At 72.6% G+C, this 22482-nt stretch carries 20 protein-coding genes; 9 read left to right on the top strand and 11 right to left on the bottom strand.

The annotated features are described in order from the left end of the window. Nucleotides 1–56: 56 nt before the first annotated feature. The 5 genes from BKI49_RS24360 to BKI49_RS24340 all read right to left on the bottom strand — a co-directional run bounded on the left by BKI49_RS24360 (nt 57) and on the right by BKI49_RS24340 (nt 4023). Nucleotides 57–467, bottom strand: a complete 411-nt coding sequence (locus BKI49_RS24360; protein ID WP_095936482.1) for an ATP-binding protein — start codon at nt 465–467, stop codon at nt 57–59. A 215-nt stretch (nt 468–682) separates the two neighbouring features. After that, nucleotides 683–1084 (bottom strand): (deoxy)nucleoside triphosphate pyrophosphohydrolase, encoded by a 402-nt coding sequence (locus tag BKI49_RS24355; RefSeq protein WP_095936421.1) that lies wholly within the window; start codon nt 1082–1084, stop codon nt 683–685. Nucleotides 1085–1114: 30 nt separating this feature from the next. Then, a complete protein-coding gene (locus BKI49_RS24350) occupies nt 1115–1297 on the bottom strand; it encodes an SPOR domain-containing protein (protein WP_028804678.1) in 183 nt (60 codons plus the stop codon). 469 nt (nt 1298–1766) lie between these two features. Then, nucleotides 1767–2519, bottom strand: coding sequence for a GntR family transcriptional regulator (locus tag BKI49_RS24345; RefSeq protein WP_095936420.1), 753 nt, complete (start codon nt 2517–2519; stop codon nt 1767–1769). Nucleotides 2520–2667: 148 nt separating this feature from the next. Continuing rightward, nucleotides 2668–4023, bottom strand: coding sequence for a DUF4190 domain-containing protein (locus BKI49_RS24340; protein WP_257004937.1), 1356 nt, complete (start codon nt 4021–4023; stop codon nt 2668–2670). A 161-nt stretch (nt 4024–4184) separates the two neighbouring features. On the opposite strand from BKI49_RS24340, the gene BKI49_RS24335 reads away from it, so the two are divergent. Then, nucleotides 4185–5291 carry a threonine synthase gene (locus BKI49_RS24335; protein WP_095936418.1) on the top strand — a complete coding sequence of 369 codons (1107 nt, stop codon included), beginning with the start codon at nt 4185–4187 and terminating at the stop codon, nt 5289–5291. 266 nt (nt 5292–5557) lie between these two features. Then, complete coding sequence (locus BKI49_RS24330; RefSeq protein ID WP_257004936.1) at nt 5558–8155, top strand: glycosyl hydrolase family 65 domain-containing protein; 2598 nt, start codon at nt 5558–5560, stop codon at nt 8153–8155. 63 nt (nt 8156–8218) lie between these two features. On the opposite strand, the gene BKI49_RS24325 is transcribed toward BKI49_RS24330, so the two are convergent. After that, nucleotides 8219–8659: a MarR family winged helix-turn-helix transcriptional regulator gene (locus BKI49_RS24325; protein ID WP_257004935.1), complete on the bottom strand. Its 441-nt coding sequence runs from the start codon at nt 8657–8659 to the stop codon at nt 8219–8221. A gap of 228 nt (nt 8660–8887) precedes the next feature. On the opposite strand from BKI49_RS24325, the gene BKI49_RS24320 reads away from it, so the two are divergent. Continuing rightward, nucleotides 8888–9937: an SMP-30/gluconolactonase/LRE family protein gene (locus BKI49_RS24320; protein ID WP_095936480.1), complete on the top strand. Its 1050-nt coding sequence runs from the start codon at nt 8888–8890 to the stop codon at nt 9935–9937. 38 nt (nt 9938–9975) lie between these two features. On the opposite strand, the gene BKI49_RS24315 is transcribed toward BKI49_RS24320, so the two are convergent. After that, a complete protein-coding gene (locus BKI49_RS24315) occupies nt 9976–12444 on the bottom strand; it encodes a DEAD/DEAH box helicase (protein ID WP_095936479.1) in 2469 nt (822 codons plus the stop codon). Nucleotides 12445–12635: 191 nt separating this feature from the next. On the opposite strand from BKI49_RS24315, the gene BKI49_RS24310 reads away from it, so the two are divergent. Then, nucleotides 12636–13217, top strand: a complete 582-nt coding sequence (locus BKI49_RS24310; RefSeq protein WP_095936416.1) for a Uma2 family endonuclease — start codon at nt 12636–12638, stop codon at nt 13215–13217. 100 nt (nt 13218–13317) lie between these two features. Here BKI49_RS24310 and ychF read toward each other — a convergent pair whose 3' ends face one another. After that, entirely contained in the window at nt 13318–14406 is a 1089-nt protein-coding gene (gene ychF, locus BKI49_RS24305) for a redox-regulated ATPase YchF (protein WP_095936415.1), read from the bottom strand. A 378-nt stretch (nt 14407–14784) separates the two neighbouring features. Here ychF and BKI49_RS24300 point away from each other — a divergent pair, with 378 nt between their 5' ends. Further along, complete coding sequence (locus BKI49_RS24300; RefSeq protein ID WP_306453572.1) at nt 14785–15189, top strand: DUF6542 domain-containing protein; 405 nt, start codon at nt 14785–14787, stop codon at nt 15187–15189. 407 nt (nt 15190–15596) lie between these two features. Here the strand turns inward: BKI49_RS24300 and ppgK are convergent, their stop codons facing one another. Continuing rightward, nucleotides 15597–16346 carry a polyphosphate--glucose phosphotransferase gene (gene ppgK / locus BKI49_RS24295; protein ID WP_095936413.1) on the bottom strand — a complete coding sequence of 250 codons (750 nt, stop codon included), beginning with the start codon at nt 16344–16346 and terminating at the stop codon, nt 15597–15599. A gap of 29 nt (nt 16347–16375) precedes the next feature. Then, on the bottom strand, nt 16376–17392 hold the full coding sequence (locus BKI49_RS24290) for a 4-hydroxy-3-methylbut-2-enyl diphosphate reductase (RefSeq protein ID WP_095936412.1): 1017 nt from the start codon (nt 17390–17392) through the stop codon (nt 16376–16378). 95 nt (nt 17393–17487) lie between these two features. On the opposite strand from BKI49_RS24290, the gene BKI49_RS24285 reads away from it, so the two are divergent. The 4 genes from BKI49_RS24285 to BKI49_RS24270 all read left to right on the top strand — a co-directional run bounded on the left by BKI49_RS24285 (nt 17488) and on the right by BKI49_RS24270 (nt 21729). Then, on the top strand, nt 17488–18912 hold the full coding sequence (locus BKI49_RS24285; protein ID WP_095936411.1) for an APC family permease: 1425 nt from the start codon (nt 17488–17490) through the stop codon (nt 18910–18912). 529 nt (nt 18913–19441) lie between these two features. Next, nucleotides 19442–20650: an exodeoxyribonuclease VII large subunit gene (gene xseA / locus BKI49_RS24280; protein WP_095936410.1), complete on the top strand. Its 1209-nt coding sequence runs from the start codon at nt 19442–19444 to the stop codon at nt 20648–20650. A gap of 9 nt (nt 20651–20659) precedes the next feature. Then, the gene (locus tag BKI49_RS24275; protein WP_095936409.1) at nt 20660–20896 is read left to right on the top strand and encodes an exodeoxyribonuclease VII small subunit; all 237 of its coding nucleotides are present in this window, start codon (nt 20660–20662) and stop codon (nt 20894–20896) included. Nucleotides 20897–21138: 242 nt separating this feature from the next. Continuing rightward, nucleotides 21139–21729 carry a malonic semialdehyde reductase gene (locus BKI49_RS24270; protein ID WP_095936408.1) on the top strand — a complete coding sequence of 197 codons (591 nt, stop codon included), beginning with the start codon at nt 21139–21141 and terminating at the stop codon, nt 21727–21729. Between the two features lie 110 nt (nt 21730–21839). Here BKI49_RS24270 and BKI49_RS24265 read toward each other — a convergent pair whose 3' ends face one another. After that, nucleotides 21840–22358: a DUF4245 domain-containing protein gene (locus tag BKI49_RS24265; RefSeq protein ID WP_095936407.1), complete on the bottom strand. Its 519-nt coding sequence runs from the start codon at nt 22356–22358 to the stop codon at nt 21840–21842. Between the last annotated feature and the right edge of the window lie 124 nt (nt 22359–22482).

Here is a 22482-nt window from a genome sequence, read left to right as displayed (position 1 = left end):
CCCGCCCCGCCCGGCCTGCTCATGGGGCCGCTCGGCAGGGGAGGGTCCGCCGGCGCTCAGCCGGGCACCGCGAGTTCGAACCAGACGGTCTTGCCGGCTTCCGCGAGGCGGGTGCCCCAGCGCCGCGACGATCCGGCCACCAGCTGGAGTCCGCGGCCGCTCTCGTCCTCGGAGTCGGCGGTCCGCTCGCGCGGCGGTTCGGGCAGCGGGTCGGACACCTCGACCAGCAGGGTTTCGCCCGGCAGCCCGTCGGGGCGGACGAGCCGCACTCCGATGGGGCCGGTGGCGTACCGCAGGGAATTCGTCACCAGCTCGCTGACCAGCAGGGCGGCGATGTCACCGAGTGAGTCCAGCTCCCACGTGCGCAGCTGGCTCCGGACGACGGCGCGTGCCGTACGGACGGCACCTGGCTCCGCGGGAAAGGTCCACTCGGCGCAGTCGCCTTCGGTGTCGATCACGCCGATCACTTCCCAGGCCAGCAACCCATGTCCGGTTTCGTGGGGTTAATGGGCACATACCCGATATACGGGGAGGCTTACCGCCCACGGAGGCGCACTGTGGCACGAACGGCGTACGAGCCGCGAAACCCGTTCGCCTCTTCCTTACGCCATCCGTACGACCCGTCCCGTCGCGGCGACCGGGGCACGGCCGGGGCACACCGGCACGGCTGCGCGCCGGGCCGTCACGCCCGCGCGTCCAGCCTCTGCAGCGCGCCCTTCACGGCCGGCACGTCCTGGTCCAGCCAGTCCACGTCCCAGATCTCGTCGGGCGTGAGCCAGCGCAGCTCGTCGTGGTCCTCCAGGGGCCGGGGCTCTCCGGAGAGCAGCCGGGCGGTCCACACCCGCAGGACGTATCCGGGCTTCAGGGGCCACTCGCCGGGGATCCGCTCCAGCGGTTCCGCCTCCACGCCCAGTTCCTCGCGCAGTTCGCGTACGAGCGCGCGCTCGGGGGTCTCCCCCTCCTCGACCTTGCCGCCCGGCAACTCCCAGCGCCCGGCCAGCTCGGGGGGCGCACTGCGGCGCGCGGCGAGCAGACGTCCGCCGCCGAGCAGGGCGGCTCCGACGACCACGATCCGTTCCGTCATGCGCCGGAGCCTACGGGAGCGTCGCCCCGGTCACCGGCTTCCGTTCTGTCCGATGCGCTCGACCCAGTAGAGCTGCTTGTGCCCGCGATCGTCGAGGCTGTCCGCGATCTTCTGGGCCTCCGCGCGGGTCGCGTACCTGCCGACGCGATAGCGATTTCCGTTGTCGTCCTGTCGTATGACGAGCCAGGGAAGAGTGATCGTGCCGTCGTTCATCGCGCCCCTCCACTTCCCGTCCCGGGCCCCCGTCGTGCTCCGCCCTCTAAGGAAACCGCAATCCGCATATGCCCGAGCCTACGCCTAACCTTCACGCAGCGAATACGGCTTTTCACAAAGAGGTACGCAACCAGCCAATAAGGGAGCCGGGACCGGGGGGCGCGCGCCGTTGAACGCGCTGCCGGTCGCTCCTGGTGCGCCGTCGAGCAGGGCGAAGTCCGGCCCCGGCGCGGCACTTGAGAAAGGCCAGATTCCAACCGGGCTTCACGGGGTGGCCACTTGGTGTCCGGACTGGTCGGCCCGGCAGCCCTGTCACCGCAGTGGCCACCAGGCACTTCTCGTCCCGGAAGGCCCGTCCGCCACAGCGCCCGCAGGCGCCCCACGCCCCTTCACTCCCGGGCTGAATCCGGGCACTTCGCACGACGGCATCCTGCCCCCGTCGGTCCGTATGCCGGCGGAACGGCGCCCGCTACTTCACCGGCAGGTGATAGGCGATCCGGTACCGGTCCGCCGGGACGACGACGTCGGCCGTCTCCACCGGGCGTCCCGACGCGTAGAACGTCCGCTGGATCACCACGACCACATGCCCGGGGACCCCGCCGAGCGCGAGCAGTTCCTCGGCGAGGCCCGGGCGCGCTCCGACTTCCTCGGTGACGTTGTCCACGATCACGTCGATGGCGGCCATGCGCTCGACCACGCCCATGCCGCCGAGCGGCCCCTCCTCGGGGAGCATGACGGGGGTGCGGCCGGTGACGACGAGAGGTTCCCAGGAAGTGGAGAGCATCATCGCCTCACCGCCGTCCCGGTAGACGTAGTGCGTGCACATCACGCGGTCGCCGGGCGGGATGGACAGCCGCTCGGCGATCGCGCCGCTCGCCTCGACCTGCCGGCTGTGGGACTCCCAGGTTCCGCGCGCGGCGAGGTCGGCCTGCTCCTGCCGGAAGGGGGTCGCGCCGCTGTCCGGGCGGTACCCGGAGCGGGCCACGCGGCGCGGCACCGGGCGCTCGCGCACATATGTGCCCGAGCCGGAGCGGCCCTCGACCAGCCCTTCGGCCATGAGCACCTTGCGGGCCTCCAGGGCGACGGTGTCCGAGACGCCGTACTCCTCGCGGATTCTGGCCTGCGAGGGGAGGCGGGTGTGCGGTGGCAGCGAACCGTCGACGATCTTCTTGCGGAGATCACCCGCGACGCGCAGATACGCCGGCTGCTCACCGAATGTCACTTAGCCGCTCCCATCAGGTTGTACAGACAGCAACAGCGTGGCAACCGTGGGTTGTGCCATGCAAGCGAAGGCCAGGGAATCACTCGATGTGATGACGAGATCTGTACAAGGGCTTTACGCAGGCACTTTCTCCCCGCTATGGCCGCCGTCACACCTCCATGCCGGTACCACTTCCCGCGCCGCTTCCGTCGCCGCCCTCCTCGTCGACCGCCGGCGGTGTGGTGGCGAGGCCCAGAGCCTTGCGTGCGGTGACCGTCTTCTTGGGATCGATGAGCTTCATGGCCTTCTCGTAGTGGGCGTAGAAGGCTTCGGCGTCGTCCGCCTTCGCCGCCTCGGCCCACTCCTTCCGCGACCGGCCGATGGCCTCGACCAGCGCGGCGACCGGCTTCCCGGCGGCCGGGGCGAAGGTGTGTCCGCGGAGCCGGTCCGACTGCCGGCCGAGCGCCTCCACGACGTCGGTCGCCCACTTCTTGTGGCCGGGCAGGTCGTCCTCGACGTACTCCTCGTCGGGCGCCGCCTCCATCGCCCTGTTGAGGATCTGAGCGGCCCCCAGGTAGGCGTACTGGTCGGGGTCGAGCGTCAGGGAGTCCTTGCGCAGCGAGCCCGTCAGGCTGCCCTTCTCGTCGGTGTTGCCGAACAGGCAGGTGATCTCGCGGTCGCCGAGGCGCCAGCTCTGCGAGGTCGGGGTGAAGTAGTACACGTCGACGTCGTCCGGGACGGCCCAGGTGTCCATCGCGTAGCTGTCCTTCAGCGCGTAGCACCGCTGGTCGGCGGTCTCGGTGATCGAGCTGTCTCCGGGGTAGCCACCGCTGTCGTGCAGCTTGAAGTCCGCGAACACCTCGGCGTCGTGCTCGCCCGTGCAGGACACCTTGTCGACGTCGTACGCCATGCCCTCCAGCGCACCGCCCGGCGCGTCGAAGCACTCGCCCTTCTCGAGCGAGAAGGCGGCGCCGCCTCCGTCGTTCGCCGCGTCGCGGAAGCCGTCCCAGAAGTCGCGGGCACCGCCGGTCGCCACCGCGACCGCGAGCAGCACGACGCCGATCGACGACATCACCATGCCGCCCACGGCCATGCCCCGGCCGCGCTCCCCCCGCTTCTTGATCTGCGCGAGCGCCACGGCCCCGAGCACGAGACCGACGGCGGGCAGGAAGCAGAGGATGCCGAGCACGAGGGCGGAGATGGCGAGCCCGTTGACCGGCGCCGGACTGTTGTACGGGGAGTACCCCTGGCCCCACGACTGGTACTGCCCGGGGACGCCCGGCTGCGGGTACGCCCCGGGCTGCTGGTACGGGCCCGGTTCGCCTGCCTGCGGATACGCCCCGGGCTGCGGGTACGCCCCAGGCTGCTGGTACGGACCCGGTTCACCGGCCTGCGGATACGCCCCGGGCTGCTGGTACGGCCCTTGGGGGTGCGAGGGGTACGCGGGGTGTCCGCCCGGCGGTGTCCCTGGAGGCGGGTACTGGTCCTCGGGCTGCTGCGACCCGGGCGGCGGGGGTATGGCCACGAGTTCCCTTGCTCCTAGTCCAGGCGGGATGGAACGTGCGTACGGCTGCCAACTGGCTGGGCGCATCGTAAGCGCGCGGCGGCCGGGCGCGGAACGCGGGCGTCCCGCTGCCCCGCCCGTCCTGCCACGGCCGCCACGGTCACCGCATCTAACCTGCGGGCATGACTTCCTTGCCGGACTGTTTCTGCCCCGTGGACGGCACCCGCGTCCCCGGGGGTTCCCTCGCCTGGTGCTGCCCGGTGTGCCGCGGTCCGCTCGACCTGGACTTCGCACCGACCCCGGCACCCCTCAAGTCCCTGACCGGGCGGGTGAATTCGCTGTGGCGGTACGCGGAGTGCCTGCCGCTGGCCGCTCCCTCGGTGAGCCTGGGTGAGGGCCGCACCCCGCTGGTCCCGCTCCGGGACGGCATCTCGGCCAAGCTCGACTTCTTGATGCCGACCCTGTCGTTCAAGGACCGCGGGGCGGTCCTGCTGGCCGAGCTGGCGTTGCGGCTGGAGCCCCGGCAGGTGCTCGCGGACAGCAGCGGCAACGCGGGCACCGCGATCGCCGCCTACTGCGCGCGGGCCTCGCTGCCCTGCACGGTGTACGTCCCCGAGGGCACCTCGCCGAAGAAGCTGGAGCAGATCGAGGCACACGGGGCGCGGCTCCGCGTCGTCGAGGGCGACCGTGAGGCGACGGCACGGGCGGCGCGCGAGGACGCGGACGAGCCCGGCACCTTCTACGCCTCGCACGTCTTCAACCCGTACTTCCTGCACGGCACGAAGACCTACGTCCACGAACTCTGGGAGGACCTCGGCGGACGGCTCCCCGACGTCATCGTGGTCCCCGTCGGCAACGGCACCCTGCTGCTCGGCGCCGCGCTCGCCGTGGCCGAGCTGTACGCGGCGGGGCTCGTGGACCGCCGGCCCGCCCTGTACGCCGTGCAGTCCGCCGCGGTCGCACCGCTGGCACTCGCCTGGTCGAAGGACGCGGACGACCTGGTCGGTGTCACCCCCATGGCACCCACCTTCGCCGAGGGCATCGCGATCCCGGCTCCGCCCCGGGCCCGCCAGATCCTGCGGGCGGTACGGGACTCCGGGGGCACCTTCCTGACCGTGACGGAGGATCAGATCCGCCACGCCCAGGCGGATCTGGCCTCCCGCGGGCTGTACGTGGAGTCCACGGGCGTGGCCTGCTGGGCGGCCGTCCGGGAAGGAGCGCTCGGGGAGCGCTCGGCCGTGGTGCCGCTGTGCGGGGCGGGACTGAAGACGGGGCCGGCGCGGGGGTGAGGGACTGCGGCCCCGCGCCGCCGGCGGAACGGCCCCACGGGCGAGCGTCCCGGACCGCCGGCGGAACGGCCCCACGGGCGAGCGTCCCGGACCGCCGCCGGATGCGCTCCGCGCGGCACGGGCGAGCGCGGTCCCGGACCGCCGCCGGACGCCCTCCGCGCGGCACGGGGCAGTGCGAGCCCTCACCGTCGCCGGATGCGCTCCGTCCGTGGGACGCCCCGGCGCGCGTACCGCTCCCCGGCCGGTGCGCGCCGCATGGTCGGACGGTGATCACCCCGCGCCGCCTCGTCCCGCTGCTCGCCGCCGCCCTGCTGCTGCCCGTCCCCGCGGCGTCCGCGGCCGACGGGCCCCGGGGCTGCGCGGAGGGCGATCGCGCCTGGTCCCCCACCGCGACGACGATCGACCCCGCGGACAGCCACCACCCCTACGTCGGGAACGGCTACCTCGGCACCCGCGTCCCGCCCGCCGGCACCGGGTACGCGGCCACCGGCGAGAGGACGGGCTGGCCCCTCTACACCCCGCGCTACGACGGCGCGTTCGTGGCGGGGCTCTACGCCCGGGGCCCGGAGAACACGGCCGGCCGCGAGGCACTGGCCGCGCTGCCCACCTGGACGGGCCTCGACATCCGCGTCGGCCACGAGACGTACGGCGCGGACAGCCGGACCTCGCACTACCGCCAGACCCTCTCCCTGCGCTGCGGATACGTCCGCACCTCCCTGACCTGGACGACCGCCGACGGCCGCCGCACCGACCTGACGTACGACGTGCTCACCGCCCGGGACTCCCCGCACACCGGGGCCGTACGCCTGCGCCTCACCCCGCACTGGGACGGCGAGGTCACCGTCACCGACCGCATCGACGGCCGCGGGGCCCGGCGTCTCACGCAGACGGGCACGGTCCGCTCCGGCCACCGCACGACGGGAGTGACGTTCCGTACGGACGGCACCGCGGTGGACGGCGCGGTGGTGTCCACGCTGGACGCGCCCCGACGCCCGCGGCCGGCCGCCGCGCACGGCGCACTCGGCGCGGACCGGTCGGCGACGTTCCCGGTCCGCGCGGGCCGCGCCGCCGACGTCACCAAGTACGTAGGCGTCGACACCTCGCTCACCGCGCACGATCCCCGCGACGCGGCTCGCCGGGCCTCGCTGCGCGCCGCGGACCTCGGCTGGGACGCGCTCGTCGCGGCGCACACCGCGGCCTGGCGGGCGTTGTGGAGCGCGGACATCGAGGTGCCGGGCCACCCGGACATCCAGCTGTGGACGCGCTCGGCGCAGTACGGCCTGCTGACCGCGCTGCGGGCCGGGGCCCGCGACAGCGTCGCACCGGCCGGGCTGACGAGCGACAACTACGCGGGCATGGTCTTCTGGGACGCCGAGACGTGGATGTTCCCGCCGCTGCTCGCCACCCGGCCCGAACTCGCCCGCCCCGTGGTCGAGTACCGCTACCGCACACGCGGCGTGGCGGCCGACAACGCGCACCGGACCGCCGTCCAGGGGCTGTTCTATCCGTGGACGAGCGCGCGGCACGGCCGGCTGTGGACCGAGTGCCAGAGCTGGAACCCGCCGCACTGCCTCACCCAGAACCACCTCCAGGGCGACATCGCGCTGGCCGTCTGGCAGTACTACCTCGCGACCGGGGACCGCACGTGGCTGCGCACGCACGGCTGGCCGCTGCTCAAGGGCCTCGCGGAGTACTGGACTTCGCGGGCCACGGCGAACACCGACGGCTCGTACTCGGTCAAGGGCGTCGCCGGGCCGGACGAGTACAGCAACGGCGTCGACGACGGCGTGTACACGAACGGAGTCGCGGCCACCGCCCTGCGCGCCGCGACCCGCGCGGCGGCTCTCCTCGGCACACCCGCCGCCCCCGAGTGGTCCGAGGTCGCGGGCGGGCTGCGCATGCCGTACGACCCGGAGCGCAAGATCTTCCTCCAGTACGCGGGGTACGACGGGTCACGGATCAAGCAGGCCGACACCGTTCTGCTGATCTACCCGCTGGAGTGGCCGATGCCCGAGGGCGCCGCGTCCGCGACCCTCGACCACTACACGGCGCGCACCGATCCGGACGGCCCCGCGATGACCGACTCGGTGCACGCGATCGACGCGGCCGCGATCGGCGAACCGGGCTGCGCCGCGTACACCTTCCTCCAGCGTGCCTACCGGCCCTTCGCCCGCGGCCCGTTCGCCCTCTTCTCCGAGGCGCGCGGCGACAAGGCGGGTGCGGGCGACACCCTCGCGGGCTCCCCGGCCCAGGACTTCCTCACCGGCAAGGGCGGCTTCCTCCAGATCTTCACCCACGGGCTGACCGGGCTGCGGCTGCGCGAGGACGCCCTGCGTCTCGATCCGCTGCTCCCGCCCCAACTGTCCGCCGGGGTACGCCTGTCGGGCCTGCGCTGGCGCGGCCGTACGTACGACGTCGCCATCGGGCCCACGACCACGACCGTCCGGCTGCGCTCCGGCGCCCCCTTCACCCTGGAGACGACCGAAGGGCGCCGCACGCTCACCGGCACCACCACCCTCAGGACCCGCCGCCCGGACCTCGCCCCGACCTCCGACCTCGCCCGCTGCCGCAAGGTGACGGCCACCTCGTCGGAGCCCGGCCTCTACCCGGAGGCGGCGGTGGACGGCAACGCGGCGACCGCGTGGGCGCCGGACGCCGACCGGGCCTCCCTCACGGTCGACCTGGGGCGCGTGACCCCGGTCGGTTCCGTCCGGCCGGCCTGGACGACACAGCCCGCTTCGGCCCGTGTCGACGTCTCGGCGGACGGGCGGGCCTGGCACGCGCCCGACGGCGGCGCGGCCCGGTACGTACGCGTGAGCGTGCGAGGGCCCGCGGCGCTCGCCGCGCTGGACGTGCGGCGCTGACGGCGGAACGAGGACCTTGACCAAGGGGGCCCAGGGGGTCTGGGGGCCTGGGGGCCTAGGGGCCTAGGGGCGTTCCTTCTCCAGGAGTGCGACGCACCGGCCGACGAGGCCGACCAGCGTCGCGCGCTCCTCGTCGGTGAACTCGGCGGCGAGGGCGCGTTCGACCCGCACCGCGCGTGCGTCCGCGTCGGCCAGGACGGAGCGTCCTTCGTCGGTGAGCCGGGTCTCCAGGACGTTCTTGTGCCACTCGTGCGGAGTGCGCTCGATGAGCCCGCGGTCCTGGAGGTTCTTCAGGACCGTGTTCATGGTCGGGGGCGTGACCGCGCACAGGCGGGCCAGGGCCGCCGCCGAGATGCCGGGGTTGGCGCCGAGGTGGAGCAGCGCCGAGTACTGGGCGACGGTCACGCCCGCCGGTTTGAGGACCGCGGTCTTGGTCGCGTTGAGAGCCTGTTCGGCCCGCTTGAGGTGGGAGCCGAGGCGCTCGGACACGGGCATGGACGTCATCTCCGCATGGTAGCGGCGCACCGTACAGGCGATACGAAGATGAGTACCCACCCATCAATAAATACATTGACGATGATTAGAGCTCTAACATAGATTCGCATGCATCGCTCATCGCCAGATGCTCGCTGCCCTTAGCTCCTTGCTCCTTGCTCCTTGCTCGTGCCATGGAATTCGAGAAGCCGACCGAGAGGCACCGTCGTGTCCCGTCCGATCCAGCACCCTCCGCTCATGGACCACACCCGTCACGCGCTTCAGGAGAGCCCCTCCCGGCAGCCCTCCTCGCTGCCGCGCCGTTCGTTCCTGGCCGCCGCCGCCTCGACCGTGGCCGCGGTCGCCGTCTCCGCACCGGCCGCGGCCTCCGCGCACCGGGCCTCCGCCCCGGCCCGGGCTCGGATCTCCACCGCCTTCGCGCTGCCCGGCGACGGCGTCTATCCCGAGGGCATCGCGGCCGACCCGCGGACGGGAGACCTGTACGTGGGCTCGTACACCACCGGCGCCGTGTACCGGGCGGCACCGGGCCGTCGCACGGCCGAGGTCTTCCTGCCCGCCGGCGCGGACGGCCGGAACACCGCCAACGGGCTGAAGACCGACGCGGCGGGGCGCCTCTGGGTGACCGACTCGACCGCCGGCGTCGACGTGTACGACCTGCGGACCCGCGCGCTGCTCGCCCGCTTCGACGTGCCCGGCGACGCGCCGTGCTTCGTCAACGACCTGGCGATCGCAGCGGACGGCACCGTGTTCCTGACGGACAGCGTGCGCGAGGTCGTCCATCGGGTCACCCCGGCCGACCTGGCACGCGCCGTGGCGCGAGGGGGCCGCGGCGACCTCACCGCCGCGTACGACCTCGGCGGCGCCGTGGCACCCCACCCCGCGGGCACCTTCACCCTGAACGGCATCGTCGCCCGCGGCCGCCACCTGTTCGTCGTCGACATGACCGCGGGCGCCCTCCACCGGGTGGACCTCGTCGACGGTTCCGTACGACAGGTCACCCTGCACGGGGGCGACCTGGTGAACGGCGACGGCCTGGAACTCGTGGGCGGCACGCTGTGGGCCGCCCAGAACAGGACCGACACCGTCAGCCGCTGGCACCTCTCGGCGGACGGCACCTCGGCCCGCCTGGAGCGGAGCGTCACAGACCCGGCTCTCCAGATCCCGACCACCCTCGTCCGCCACCGCGGCCGCACGCTCGTCGTCCGCTCCCAGTTCGACAAGGGCGGGCCGATGGGGTCGGGCACACCCGAGACGCCCTTCACCGTGGCTCAGGTGCACGGGATCTGAGGGCACGGGATCTGAGGCGCACGGGATCTGAGGGACGCTCAGCCTCCGGCGGCCAGCCGCCGCTGCTCCTCCTCGACGATGCGCCGGGCCAGCCCGCCGTCCGAGACGTCGACCGCGTCCGGGGTCGCCTCCGCCGTGTCGCTGCGGCGGGCGTACGCGTCGAACAGGCGGTCCTTGTCGCGCAGGATGTGCAGGAGCCGGTCGTCCACGCTGTCCGCGGCGAGCAGTCGGTGCACCTGGACCGAACGGACCTGTCCCATGCGGTGGGCACGGGCCACGGCCTGGTGCTCCAGGGTCGGCTTCACCTGCGGTTCGCACAGCACGACCACGGACGCCGCCTGCAGATTGAGGCCGACGCCGCCGGCCTCGATCTGGCAGAGCAGCACAGCGTGCCCGTCCGCCGCCGCGAACTCGTCGACGAGCCGCTGGCGGCGGGCGGCGGGCACGCTCCCGGTGACCGGCCCGAACACTCGACCGCCGTCGGCTTCCCGGCCCGGCCCACCTCCTGGGGCCGCGGACCCGGCCACGCTTTCGGGGCGGGGCACGTCGTCGCCGGTCGGCCGGGAGCCGGTCGCCTCGATGCCGATCGGTTCGGAGCCGGTGGTGTCGACGCCGGCCGGCTCGGAGCCGGTCACGTCTTCGTCCGTCGGCTCTGGGTCGGCCGACTCGGAGGCGGTCACCTCGACGTCCGTCGGCTCTGGGTCGGCCGGCTCGGTGCCGGGCTCCTCGGGGGTCGCGCCGGCGTCGTCGTCCAGAGCCTGCCGGACGGTGGCGAGCACATCACGGAAGTACGAGAACACGACCACCTTCAGCCCGTTCCCCGCTGCCTCGGAGACCAGTTCGCGCAGCCGCTGGAGCTTCGCGGACCTCTCCGCGTCCACGTACGCCGCCCTGCGCATCGCCATGAAGTTCCCCGCCTCGACGGCCTCCCGGTAGGCCCGCCGGTCGGCCGCGCTGAACTCCTCCCACTCGTCGACGTGCAGCAGCGCGGGGAGTTCGGTGAGCACGTCCCGCTGGTTGCGACGCAGATAGGCGGGGGCGACGGAACGGCGGAAGGCGTGCGGGCCCGCCGCCGCGCTGCTGCCGTGGATCTCCGGCAGCAGCTCGGGGCGGAGGTGGCGCACGAGGGTGCGGAACTCCTCGACGCGGTTCTCCATCGGTGTGCCGGTGAGGAACAGGACGCGGTCGCACCGGCCGGTCCAGGCCGCGACGGCCCGGGAGCGGCGGGTGTCCGGGTTCTTCACGTAATGCGCCTCGTCGACGACGAGCATGCCCGGCGCCGCGCCGTCCGGCGCGGGCAGCGTGTGCAGCACGTCGAACGTGGTGATCGCGACACCGCCGGTCTCCCGCCACTCGGCGTACGCGTCCTGCCGGTCCGCGCCGTGCACCGGGAGCGCGCGCAGGGTGCTGCGCGCGCGGATCTCCCTGGTCCAGTTGATCAGCACGCTGGCCGGGCACACCACCAGGAAGTGGCTGCCGCCCCGCCCCGCGAGATGGGCGAGCGCCGCGATGGCCTGGACGGTCTTGCCCAGCCCCATCTCGTCGCCGAGGACGACCCGGCGCTGCGCGAGCGCGAACCGGGCGCCGAAGGACTGGTAACCACGCAGCGAGACCCGGCGGTGGGTGTCGTCGAGCGGCTGCGCGTGGACGCGCTCGGCGATCTCGGACGGCAGAAAGCCCTCGGCGGCCTCGACGTCCCCCGCGCCCCCGGGACGGTCGGAGATCTCGGCGAGCTGGCTGTAGTACTCCGTGGAGCGCAGCTCGAAGTCGACCCACGCCTCGATGTCTGAGGTCGGTTCGCGCAGCAGGTCGGTGGCGGCCTGCGCGAGCAGCAGGCGTACGTCCCTGGCCGCGGCGTCCGCGGCCAGTTCGCGGATCCCGGCGACGGCCGCGAGCGCGTCCCGGCGTCGGCCGCGCCCCGCGAAGGCCATCCGGAGCCGTCCGCCGGCGGGGCGGGCGGCGGGCAGCAGCACCCCGAGCCGCCCGTCGAGCCGCCGGGCCGCGTCGACCGCCCGGCGCAGCTCGGGCCCGGCCTCCACCAGTCGGCCCAGGGCCATGACCAGCGCGGTGGTGCGGGGTTCGGGGTGGTCCACGTCGATGCGTACGGACACGGTCTCCTCGACCGCGCGGGCGATCTGCCGGGCGGCGGCAAGCGCCTGGTCGGCGGTCTGGGCACCGACCCCAGGGATCTGCCGCAGTTCGTAGCGGCTCGCCTCGTGCACCGCGCGCACCGAGCCGAGGCCGGCCGCCTCGACCGCCGCGAGACGCAGTCGCCCCTCGGTGACGTCCTTCAGCCGTGAGACCGGGATGGACTCCAGTTCCTGGGCGACGAGTTCGGCGCGGAGCGGCGCCAGGGCGGCACGTACCGCCTCGACGGCACGGGTGTGGTCGGCGAGGACGGTGCGTGCGGCCTCGTACAGCCCCTCGCCCTCGGCGAGCAGTTCGCGCGCCGCGCGCCCGACGGACGGTGGGCCGCCCGCCGCCGCTTCCGCCTCACCCCTCGCCATGACACCCCCCGCGCCCGCGTCCACACCGCTCCGTACGCACCGATGCGCGCATCCTTCCACGCGGCGCCGACAGTGCCGCGGGGACGGGTGCGACGCCGGCCGGCCCCGTCTCCGCGCCCCGGCATCCGCGGGGCGGTCGCACCATTGACGATCTCGTGGCCCGGCCCTCGCCGAGTCGCTACCGTTGAGTCATGACCGCACTGCCCGACTGGATGCGCCCACCGCGCGCGGAAGGCTGGCTCGCGGAGGACCTGGACCGCCTCCCCGAGGCACCCCGCCACACCGAGCTCATCGACGGAGCCCTCGTCTTCATGATGTCGCCGCAGCGGTGGTGGCACGGCCACCTCGTCACCATGCTCACCCTCGCCCTCATGGAACAGGCGCCCTCGGACACCCGAGTCAGTCGCGAGATGACCATCAGGCTGGACGACCGCAATCGGCCGGAACCGGACCTTCTCGTGACGACTGCCGACTTCGACGGCGACCGCACTTGGTTCGCGCCGGACGAAGTACGACTCGTCATCGAGGTCGTCTCCACCGAGTCCGCCCACCGTGACCGCACCGTCAAGCTCCGCAAGTACGCGGAGGCGGGCATCCCGCACTACTGGTGCGTGGAGGAGGAGGACGGCGCACCAGCCGTGCGCGTCTACGAACTCGACGAACCGACCGGCCGCTACGCGCCCGCGGGCATCTTCCGGGGAGCCCTGGAACGCCCCGTGCCCTTCGAGATCAGCCTGGACCTCGACAAGCTCACCCCGCCGAGGGGCAAGTAGGGGTCGGCGTCGACGGAACGCGGAAGGGGCCGGGCTCGCGGGAGCCCGGCCCCTTCCGCTGCGCGCACCCGACGGTCGTCGGCGCGCGACGGGCGTTCGATCAGACGTTGAAGCGGAACTCCACCACGTCGCCGTCCTGCATGACGTAGTCCTTACCCTCCATGCGGGCCTTGCCCTTGGCGCGGGCCTCGGCGACCGAGCCGGTCTCGACGAGGTCGTCGAAGGAGATGACCTCGGCCTTGATGAAGCCCTTCTGGAAGTCGGTGTGGATGACACCGGCGGCCTCGGGGGCGGTGGCGCCCTTCTTGATGGTCCAGGCCCGGGACTCCTTGGGGCCGGCCGTCAGGTAGGTCTGGAGGCCGAGCGTGTTGAAGCCGACCCGGGCGAGGGTCGCGAGACCCGGCTCCTCCGCGCCCACGGACTCCAGCAGCTCCATGGCGTCCTCCTCGTCGAGCTCGGCGAGGTCCTGCTCCAGCTTGGCGTTGAGGAAGATCGCCTCGGCGGGGGCGACCAGGGTGCGCTGCTCGGCCTTGAAGTCCTCGTCGACCAGCTCGTCCTCGTCCACGTTGAAGACGTAGAGGAACGGCTTGGTGGTGAGCAGGTGCAGGTCGTGCAGCAGCTCCTCGTTGCCGGAGCCCTGGACGATGCCCGCGGAGAACAGCGTGTCGCCCTTCTCCAGGATCTCCTTCGCCGCCTCGACGGCCGCGACCTTGGGGGCGATGTCCTTCTTGATGCGCGACTCCTTCTGGAGGCGCGGCAGGACCTTCTCGATCGTCTGGAGGTCCGCGAGGATCAGCTCGGTGTTGATCGTCTCGATGTCGTCCTTGGGCGAGACCTTGCCGTCGACGTGGACGACGTTCTCGTCCTTGAAGGCGCGGATGACCTGGCAGATCGCGTCCGACTCGCGGATGTTCGCGAGGAACTTGTTGCCCAGGCCCTCACCCTCGGAGGCACCGCGCACGATGCCCGCGATGTCGACGAAGTCGACGGTCGCCGGAAGGACGCGCTGCGAGGCGAAGATCTCGGCCAACTTCGTGAGCCGGGTGTCCGGGACGCCGACCACGCCCACGTTGGGCTCGATCGTGGCGAACGGGTAGTTGGCCGCGAGCACGTCGTTCTTGGTCAGGGCGTTGAACAGGGTCGACTTGCCGACATTGGGCAGACCGACGATTCCGATCGTGAGCGACACGTTGCGACTTCCCGTACGTGAGGATGGTGTGGAGTGCGGACCGAGCCGTGTGGCCCCGGACCTTCCTGGCCGGCATGACCGACATGGCGATGCGCGGGCCGATCCACCAGTCTACGGCGTGCCGGGGGCCCGGACCGGCGGCGTATCGAACGCATGGCCAAGCTCTTCTCATCGGCGTGTCTGTGGGGCCATTCGGCACATAAACCGACCTAAGTTGGTCCAGTGGAGCAACACAGGACGCGTCCCCCTCAGTACAGGCCGCGGCGCGGCATGCCCGTCCCGGCGCAGACGGGACGTGGCGGGGCCGACGCGGTCCGGCGGACCGCGCCCGTGGTGCGACGGCCCCCGCCGCCGCCCCGGGCCCCCGCGGCGCGGCGCATGCCGAACCCCCGGCTCACGGGGCTGGGCACCGGGCTGTTCTGCGGCGTGACGATGTTCGCGCTGGCCTGCCTCGACCAGTTGCTGTTCGGGGCGTCGATGGTGGTGTACGGGGTGCTGTTCCTGCCGGTGTGCGCGCTGACCGCGGCGTGGGTGCGGCGGGGGGACCTGGCGACGGCGCCCGTCGTCGTCCCCATCGCCTTCACCTTCGGGCTGCTGCCCGTCGCCGACGACAGTGGGGGCGGGCTCGGGGGCCGGTTCATGGGCCTGGTCACCGCACTCGCCCTCCAGGCGGGCTGGCTGTACGGGGGGACGCTGGTCGCGGGTCTGATCGTGACCGTCCGCAAGGTGCGGCTGATGAGCCGCCGTGCGGCGCAGCGGCGGGCGGCCCGCCGCCCGGTCTGACCCCCGCCGGGCCCCGGGGCATGCCGGGTCCGGCCTCTCCGCCCGCTGTGAAGCCGGGGGGCACTTACGGTCCGTGCCGCTCGCCGCCCACCGTCCGTGAACCCGGGCGCATGCGCGGTCCGTGTCGCTCTCAGCCCTCTGGTCGCCATGAAACCCGGGCACATGCCAGGTCAGAGTCCCCCAGCACCCCGGGCGACCCGAACCCGGGCGCATGCTCGGTCGGAGTCCCTCAGCGCCGCCGGCGACCCGAACCTGGTCGCACCATCGGTCCGAGTCCCCCACAGCCCGCCGTGAACCCGTCGCACGCCCGGTCCGAGTCCCCGCCTGCCTCTCCGGGCGACCGCCCCGGCCCGGCCCGGCCCGGTCCCGTCCGGTCCGGCCCGGTCCGGTCCGGCCGGCCTCGGGTGTCAGCCCCCGGCCTTCGCCGCCCGCATCGCCGCCCCGACGATTCCCGCGTTGTTCTGCAGCTGCGCCGGGACGAGCTCCGCCTTGATCCCCTCGATCAGGTGCAGGAACTTGTCCGCCTTGCGGCTGACGCCTCCGCCGATGATGAAGAGCTCGGGGGAGAACAGCATCTCCACGTGGGCGAGGTACTTCTGCACGCGATGCGCCCACCGCTCCCAGGAGAGGTCCTGGTCCTCCTTGACCTTGGTGGAGGCCCGCTTCTCCGCGTCGTGGCCGCCCAGCTCCAGGTGGCCCAGCTCGGTGTTCGGGACGAGGTCGCCGTCGATGAAGAGGGCACTGCCGATGCCCGTGCCGAAGGTGAGGAGGATGACCGTGCCCTGGCGGTCGCGGCCGGCGCCGAACTGCATCTCGGCCACGCCGGCCGCGTCCGCGTCGTTCAGCACGGTCACCGGGAGGCCGCCCAGCCGTTCGCCCAGGAGGGCCCGCGCGTCGGTGTCGATCCAGCCCTTGTCGACGTTGGCCGCCGTACGGATGGTGGCACCGCCGGTGACCACGCCGGGGAACGTGATGCCGACGGGGCCCGTCCAGCCGAAGTGGCCGACGACCTCCTTCACGCCGTCGGCCACCGCGTCCGGTGTCGCCGGATGCGGGGTCAGCACCTTGTAGCGCTCCTGCGCCAGGTCCCCGCGGTCAAGGTCCACAGGGGCGCCCTTGATCCCGGATCCGCCAATGTCCACACCGAAGATCTGCATGGCTCTACGTTACGTCGTACGACGGACAGTCACTCCGCGGAGGGACCGGTGCCCGTGCGCCGCTCCACGAGGGCCGCCGCCTCCGCGCGCAGGTCGCGGCGCAGTTCCTTCGGCAGCGAGAAGGTGATGGACTCCTCGGCGGCCTTGACGATCTCCACGTCCTCGAAGCCGCGCTGCGACAGCCGCTCCAGGACCTGCTCGACCAGGATCTCCGGGACGGACGCGCCCGAGGTGACACCGACCGTGGTCACGCCGTCCAGCCATGCCTCGTCGATCTCGTCGGCGAAGTCCACGAGGTACGCGTCGCGCGCGCCCGCGAGCTTGGCGACCTCGACGAGCCGCTTGGAGTTGGAGGAGTTCCGGGAGCCGACGACGATCACGAGGTCGGCTTCCGCGCCCATCTGCTTCACGGCCAGCTGGCGGTTCTGCGTGGCGTAGCAGATGTCGTCGCTGGGCGGAGAGATGAGCTGCGGGAACTTCTCCTTGAGCGCGTCGACCGTCTCCATGGTCTCGTCGACCGACAGTGTGGTCTGGGACAGCCAGACGACCTTGGACGGGTCGCGGACCTCGACCTTGGCGACGTCCTCGGGGCCGTCGACGAGGGTGATGTGGTCGGGCGCCTCACCGGAGGTGCCGATGACCTCCTCGTGGCCCTCGTGCCCGATGAGGAGGATGTCGAAGTCCTCGCCCGCGAACCGGACCGCTTCCTTGTGCACCTTGGTGACGAGGGGGCAGGTCGCGTCGATCGTGGCGAGCTTGCCGGCCGCGGCCTCCTCGTGGACCACGGGGGCGACGCCGTGCGCCGAGAACATGACGATGGCCCCCTCGGGGACCTCCGTCGTCTGCTCGACGAAGATGGCGCCCTTCTTCTCCAGGGTCTGCACGACGTACTTGTTGTGGACGATCTCGTGGCGGACGTAGATCGGGGCCCCGTACTGCTCCAGGGCCTTCTCGACGGCGATCACGGCGCGGTCCACGCCCGCGCAGTAGCCCCGGGGGGCGGCGAGCAGGACACGGCGGCCAGGCGAAGCAGACATGCCCCCCATCGTAAGGCCGCGTCCGGCGGGTCGGAGATCGCCTCCTTGGGGAGACTGGTGGGGAGCCGGGAGGGGTGGGACAGGCGCGACCCTCGGGAGAGACGATGTCCGACACGCGGACCGCCGCGGACGCCGCCGGCGCCGAGCAGGGACTGCGGCGCAGCCTCGGATTCCGCGATCTGGTGGTCTACGGACTGCTGTTCATCGCGCCGATGGCGCCGGTCGGTGTCTTCGGGACCCTCGACGCCAAGTCGCACGGCGCCGTCGCGCTGGTCTACGTCGTCGCCACGGTCGCCATGGCGTTCACCGCCTTCAGCTACGCCCAGATGGTGCGTGTGGTCCCCCAGGCGGGGTCGGTGTTCGCCTACGCGCGCGCGGGGCTCGGCAGGAGCGCGGGGTTCGTCGCCGGGTGGATGGTGATGCTCGACTATCTGCTCATCCCCGCGGTGGCCTACCTCTTCTCCGGGATCGCGATGAACGCCTTGGTCCCGGGGGTCTCCCGGTGGGTGTGGACGGCGCTGGCCGTGGTCGTGACCACGGCGCTGAACCTGTGGGGGGTGCGGACGGCCGCCCGGGTCGGGTTCCTGGTCCTCGCGATGGAGATCGTGGTCCTGCTCGTCTTCGTCGTCTCCGCGGTGGTGGTGCTCGGGCGGGACGGGGCCCACCGCGGCTGGCTCTCCCCGCTGTCCGGTGACGGTGCGCAGGGGGCGTTCGCGCTGTCGGCGGTCGTCGGTGCCGTCTCGGTCGCGGTCCTGTCGTACCTGGGCTTCGACGCGATCGCCACGTTCGCCGAGGAGGTCACGGGCGGCTCGGAGAAGGTGGCCCGCGCGGTGCTGTTCTGCCTCGCTCTGGCGGGCGTGCTGTTCGTCGCTCAGACGTATCTGGCCGCGCTGCTGGAGCCGCTGTCGTCCGCGCAGCTGGCCGCCGATCCCGGGAAGCAGGGTTCGGCCTTCTACGACGCCGTGGACTCCTCGGTCGGTGCGTGGCTGCACAACGTGGTGGCCGTGAGCAAGGCGATCGGGGCGGCGTTCGCGGCGCTCGCGGGGCAGGCGGCGGCCGGCCGGCTCCTCTTCGCGATGGCCCGCGACCGGCGGCTGCCGCGGATCCTCGCCCGGACGGAGTCCGGTGGGCCGCGGCCGGCCCTGCTGTGCGCGGCGGTCGTCACGCTGGCGGCCGCGGTCTGGGCGGCGCGGCGCGACGACGGCCTGGACAAGCTGGTGTCCGTGGTGGACATCGGCGCGCTGACCGCGTTCACGCTGCTGCACGCGAGCGTCGTGGGCTGGTTCGCGGTACGCCGCCGGGACGGGCCCGTGGTGTGGTGGCGGCACGTCCTCGTGCCGGTCGTCGGCGCGGCCGTCACCGTCGCGGTGATCGTCGAGGCGTCGGGGACGGCGCAGGTGGTGGGGGCGGTCTGGCTGGGGGTGGGGCTGGTCGTCCTGCTCGTGCAGCGGGGGCGCGCGGAGCCGGGGGTTCCCGTCCCGCCGGGCACGCTCCGGGGGTCCTCGGACGGTTCGCCCGGTCGGCCGTGACGACCCGGCTCCGGCCTGGGCCGACGGGAGTCCTGGCGATCCGCCGCCGGCGACTGCCGGTGGGTGGGTCGGGGCCGTGCCGGTGATGTGATCCGCCCGTCGCAGTCGTTGTGCGGGGCGGTGTGCCGTCCCTGCGGAGGCCGTGCCGTGGGTGAGTCCTGGCGGTCCGCTGCCGGCGACTGCCGGTGGGTGGGTCGGGGCCGTGCCGGTGATCCGCCCGTCGCAGCCCTTGTGTGGTCCGGTGGCTCAGTGCGGTGGGTTCGTGTTGCCGTCCGCAACGGGCATTTGATGCACCGGCACGGCCCCTTCCGTGCGTGGGCGGGGCGCGGGTGGTCGAGGGATGCGGTCCAGGGGCGGATGGCGCGCGGCCCATTCACCAGCACCGCCCCCTCCGCGCGTGGGCGGGGCGCGGGTCGTCGAGGGATGCGGTCCAGGGGCGGATGGCGCGGGGATTGCCTCCGGTCGGGCCGGGGCGCCGCCGGTGGGGATACCAGGGGCGCTGTCGGTGGTGGCCGTTACGCTCGGGCGCATGGCTCTCAACACGTCCGCGGACGCCCCGCTGCCCGTCGGAGAGGTGTCGCGGCTCATCGGGGGATGGATCGACCGGCTCGGCGCCGTGTGGGTCGAGGGACAGATCACCCAGTTGTCGCGGCGCCCGGGTGCGGGCGTCGTGTTCCTCACGCTGCGCGACCCGTCGCACGACATCTCGGTGAGCGTGACCTGTTACCGCCAGGTGTTCGACGCCGTCGCCGACGTGGTCAGCGAGGGCGCCCGTGTGGTGGTCCACGCGAAGCCCGAGTGGTACGCGCCGCGGGGACAGCTGTCGCTGCGGGCCGCCGAGATAAGGCCGGTGGGCGTGGGCGAACTCCTCGCCCGGCTGGAGCAGTTGAAAAAGTCCCTGGCCGGCGAGGGACTGTTCGCGCCCGAGCGCAAGAAGCCCCTGCCGTTCCTGCCGCAGCTCGTCGGGCTGGTGTGCGGGCGCGCGTCCGCGGCCGAGCGCGACGTCCTGGAGAACGCGCGGCACCGCTGGCCCGCCGTCCGCTTCGAGGTCCGCAATGTCGCCGTGCAGGGCGTCCACGCGGTGCCGCAGGTGGTGCAGGCCGTGAAGGACCTCGACGCCCTCGACGACGTCGACGTGATCATCGTGGCGCGCGGCGGCGGCAGCGTGGAGGACCTGCTGCCCTTCTCCGACGAACAGCTCGTCCGGGCGGTCGCGGCGTGCCGGACGCCCGTCGTGTCAGCGATCGGGCACGAACCCGACACCCCCCTCCTCGACTATGTGGCCGACCTGCGCGCGTCGACCCCGACGGACGCCGCCAAGAAGGTCGTGCCGGACGTCGGCGAGGAGTACGAACGGGTGCGGTTCCTACGGGACCGGGCGCGGCGCTGCGTGGCGTCCCTGATCGATCGCGAGGAGCGCGGCCTGGCGCACGCGCTCGCCCGGCCGTCGATAGAGGACCCGCACCGGATGGTCGACGAACGGGCGGACCACGTCGCCTCCCTGTTGGACCGCGGGCGGCGCACCCTCGGCCACCTCCTCGACCGCGCCGACTCCGAGCTGACGCACACGCACGCGCGCGTGGTGGCCCTCTCCCCCGCCGCCACCCTCCAGCGCGGGTACGCGGTGCTGCAGAAGGCCGACGGTCACGTGGTGCGTGACCCGGAGGAGGTCGCGGCGGACGAGACGCTGCGGGCGCGGGTCGCCGAGGGTGAATTCACGGTTCGAGTCGATGCATAGGGTGGGCGGATGACCAGCAAGGTGGACGAGGCGCTCGGGTACGAGCAGGCGCGGGACGAGCTCATCGAGGTCGTACGTCGCCTGGAGGCCGGCGGTACGACCCTGGAGGAGTCCCTCGCCCTGTGGGAGCGGGGCGAGGAGCTGGCGAAGGTGTGCCGGCGCTGGCTCGAGGGCGCACGGGCACGGCTGGACGCGGCCCTGGCCGAGGAGGAAGCGGAAGAGGAGGACGCCGCCGACTCCGAGTGATCGCCGCCGCCGACTCCGGGTGATCACCGCCGACGGGGTCCGTCGGCGTCCGGTCACGGACGACGCCGGCCGGCACCCTGACACCGCCTTGCCGCCCAGGTCAGGCGGTGTTTCATCACTTCATGGCGTGTGAAGCGGATCACCACGCCCCGCTTTTGGTTGAAACTTAAACCTCCAAGCCGTACTGTCGGTGCCGCAAGAAGATCCCCCCGGATCGACCGCACGTACCGAGAAGGTTTTCGATGTCCCTCGTTCTTGACCCCACCGCACAGGACCTGCTGTTCCGCGAGGCCCGTACCGCGAACACGTTCACCGAAGAGCCGGTGACCGACGAGCAGGTGCAGGCGATCTACGACCTGGTCAAGTACGGCCCGACCGCCTTCAACCAGTCGCCGCTGCGCATCACCCTGGTCCGCTCCCCCGAGGCCCGCGAGCGCCTCGTGCAGCACCTCGCCGAAGGCAACCAGGCGAAGACCTCCACCGCCCCGCTGGTCGCGATCCTCTCCGCGGACAACGAGTTCCACGAGGAGCTCCCGACCCTCTTCCCGCACTTCCCGGCCGCCAAGGACGTCTTCTACTCCGAGCGCCCGGCCCGTGAGGGTGCCGCCGCGCTGAACGCCGCCCTCCAGGCCGCGTACTTCATCATCGGCGTCCGCGCCGCCGGCCTCGCCGCCGGCCCGATGACCGGCTTCGACTTCGCCGGCGTCCAGAAGGAGTTCCTGGACGACGACCACACCCCGCTGATGATCGTCAACATCGGCCGCCCGGGCGACGACGCCTGGTTCCCGCGCTCCCCGCGCCTGGAGCTCGACCAGGTCGTCACCACCGTCTGACCCCGCACGTAGTGCGCGTACACCGACCCCGTACGTGCACGAGAAGGGCCCCCGGCAGTCGCCGGGGGCCCTTCCGCCGTCTCGGTGCGCACGGCGCGCGGACACGGGGCTCAGGAGGTGGCGAGCGACTGCGCCATCTTCGTCAGCCGGTCGAAGGACGCCGTCCCGGTCACCACGGTCGTGGAGCCCTTGCTCCTGAGCACGAGCGCGTCGTAGTGGTCGCCCTCGTAGCGCTCCCAGGTCCGGTCGCCGATGCGCTGGGTGGCCTTGGTCTGCTCGGCGCCCTGGCTGGCCGTCTCGATGAACACGGCGGGCTTCTGAGTGGACTGCTCGACCGCCACGTACTGACCGTCGGGGTCGTGGAAGCCCAGGTGCCAGGCGTCGAACTCGGAGCCGTCGTACCGCACCGACGTCGCCTTCCACGTCCGGGGCAGGCCCTCGGGCGCCGCCACGGGATAGCTCGCCGCACGGCGAGCCGTCAGCAGCTCGACACGGTAGTCGACACGCTTGAGAGGAGGCTCAGAGTCGTCGTGCGGGATGAAGATGTAGATGATGCCCGCCATGAGCCCGATGAGGCCCAGGGAGATGAGCATGTCCCGGACCGACTGCTTGCCTTTCATACCTGCCACGTACCTATCGTCGCAGGTGCCCTGGCCTGCTCATCCGTGGGGCCCCCTGCTCATTTTGTCTGCCTAACGATAGAGTCGGGACACACCCTCATCCGGCCGTCGTCGTATCAGAAAGGTGCGCTCC

Origin of the sequence: Streptomyces sp. Tue6028 (assembly GCF_002300165.1) — a bacterium.
Lineage (GTDB): Bacteria > Actinomycetota > Actinomycetes > Streptomycetales > Streptomycetaceae > Streptomyces > Streptomyces siamensis.
The sequence above is the reverse complement of the archived record's forward strand: the minus strand, read 5'-3'. Positions and strand labels throughout refer to the sequence as shown.

Bases quoted from the DNA above. Each gene is read 5' to 3' on its own strand.
- BKI49_RS24355 (WP_095936421.1), bottom strand. From the start codon at position 1,084: ATGACGGAACGGATCGTGGTCGTCGGAGCCGCCCTGCTCGGCGGCGGA.
- BKI49_RS24350 (WP_028804678.1), bottom strand. From the start codon at position 1,297: ATGAACGACGGCACGATCACTCTTCCCTGGCTCGTCATACGACAGGAC.
- BKI49_RS24310 (WP_095936416.1), top strand. From the start codon at position 12,636: ATGACCGCACTGCCCGACTGGATGCGCCCACCGCGCGCGGAAGGCTGG.
- BKI49_RS24300 (WP_306453572.1), top strand. From the start codon at position 14,785: ATGCCGAACCCCCGGCTCACGGGGCTGGGCACCGGGCTGTTCTGCGGC.
- BKI49_RS24335 (WP_095936418.1), top strand. From the start codon at position 4,185: ATGACTTCCTTGCCGGACTGTTTCTGCCCCGTGGACGGCACCCGCGTC.
- BKI49_RS24290 (WP_095936412.1), bottom strand. From the start codon at position 17,392: ATGGGGGGCATGTCTGCTTCGCCTGGCCGCCGTGTCCTGCTCGCCGCC.
- xseA (WP_095936410.1), top strand. From the start codon at position 19,442: ATGGCTCTCAACACGTCCGCGGACGCCCCGCTGCCCGTCGGAGAGGTG.
- BKI49_RS24275 (WP_095936409.1), top strand. From the start codon at position 20,660: ATGACCAGCAAGGTGGACGAGGCGCTCGGGTACGAGCAGGCGCGGGAC.
- BKI49_RS24320 (WP_095936480.1), top strand. From the start codon at position 8,888: ATGGACCACACCCGTCACGCGCTTCAGGAGAGCCCCTCCCGGCAGCCC.
- ppgK (WP_095936413.1), bottom strand. From the start codon at position 16,346: ATGCAGATCTTCGGTGTGGACATTGGCGGATCCGGGATCAAGGGCGCC.
- BKI49_RS24285 (WP_095936411.1), top strand. From the start codon at position 17,488: ATGTCCGACACGCGGACCGCCGCGGACGCCGCCGGCGCCGAGCAGGGA.
- BKI49_RS24315 (WP_095936479.1), bottom strand. From the start codon at position 12,444: ATGGCGAGGGGTGAGGCGGAAGCGGCGGCGGGCGGCCCACCGTCCGTC.
- BKI49_RS24325 (WP_257004935.1), bottom strand. From the start codon at position 8,659: ATGACGTCCATGCCCGTGTCCGAGCGCCTCGGCTCCCACCTCAAGCGG.
- BKI49_RS24270 (WP_095936408.1), top strand. From the start codon at position 21,139: ATGTCCCTCGTTCTTGACCCCACCGCACAGGACCTGCTGTTCCGCGAG.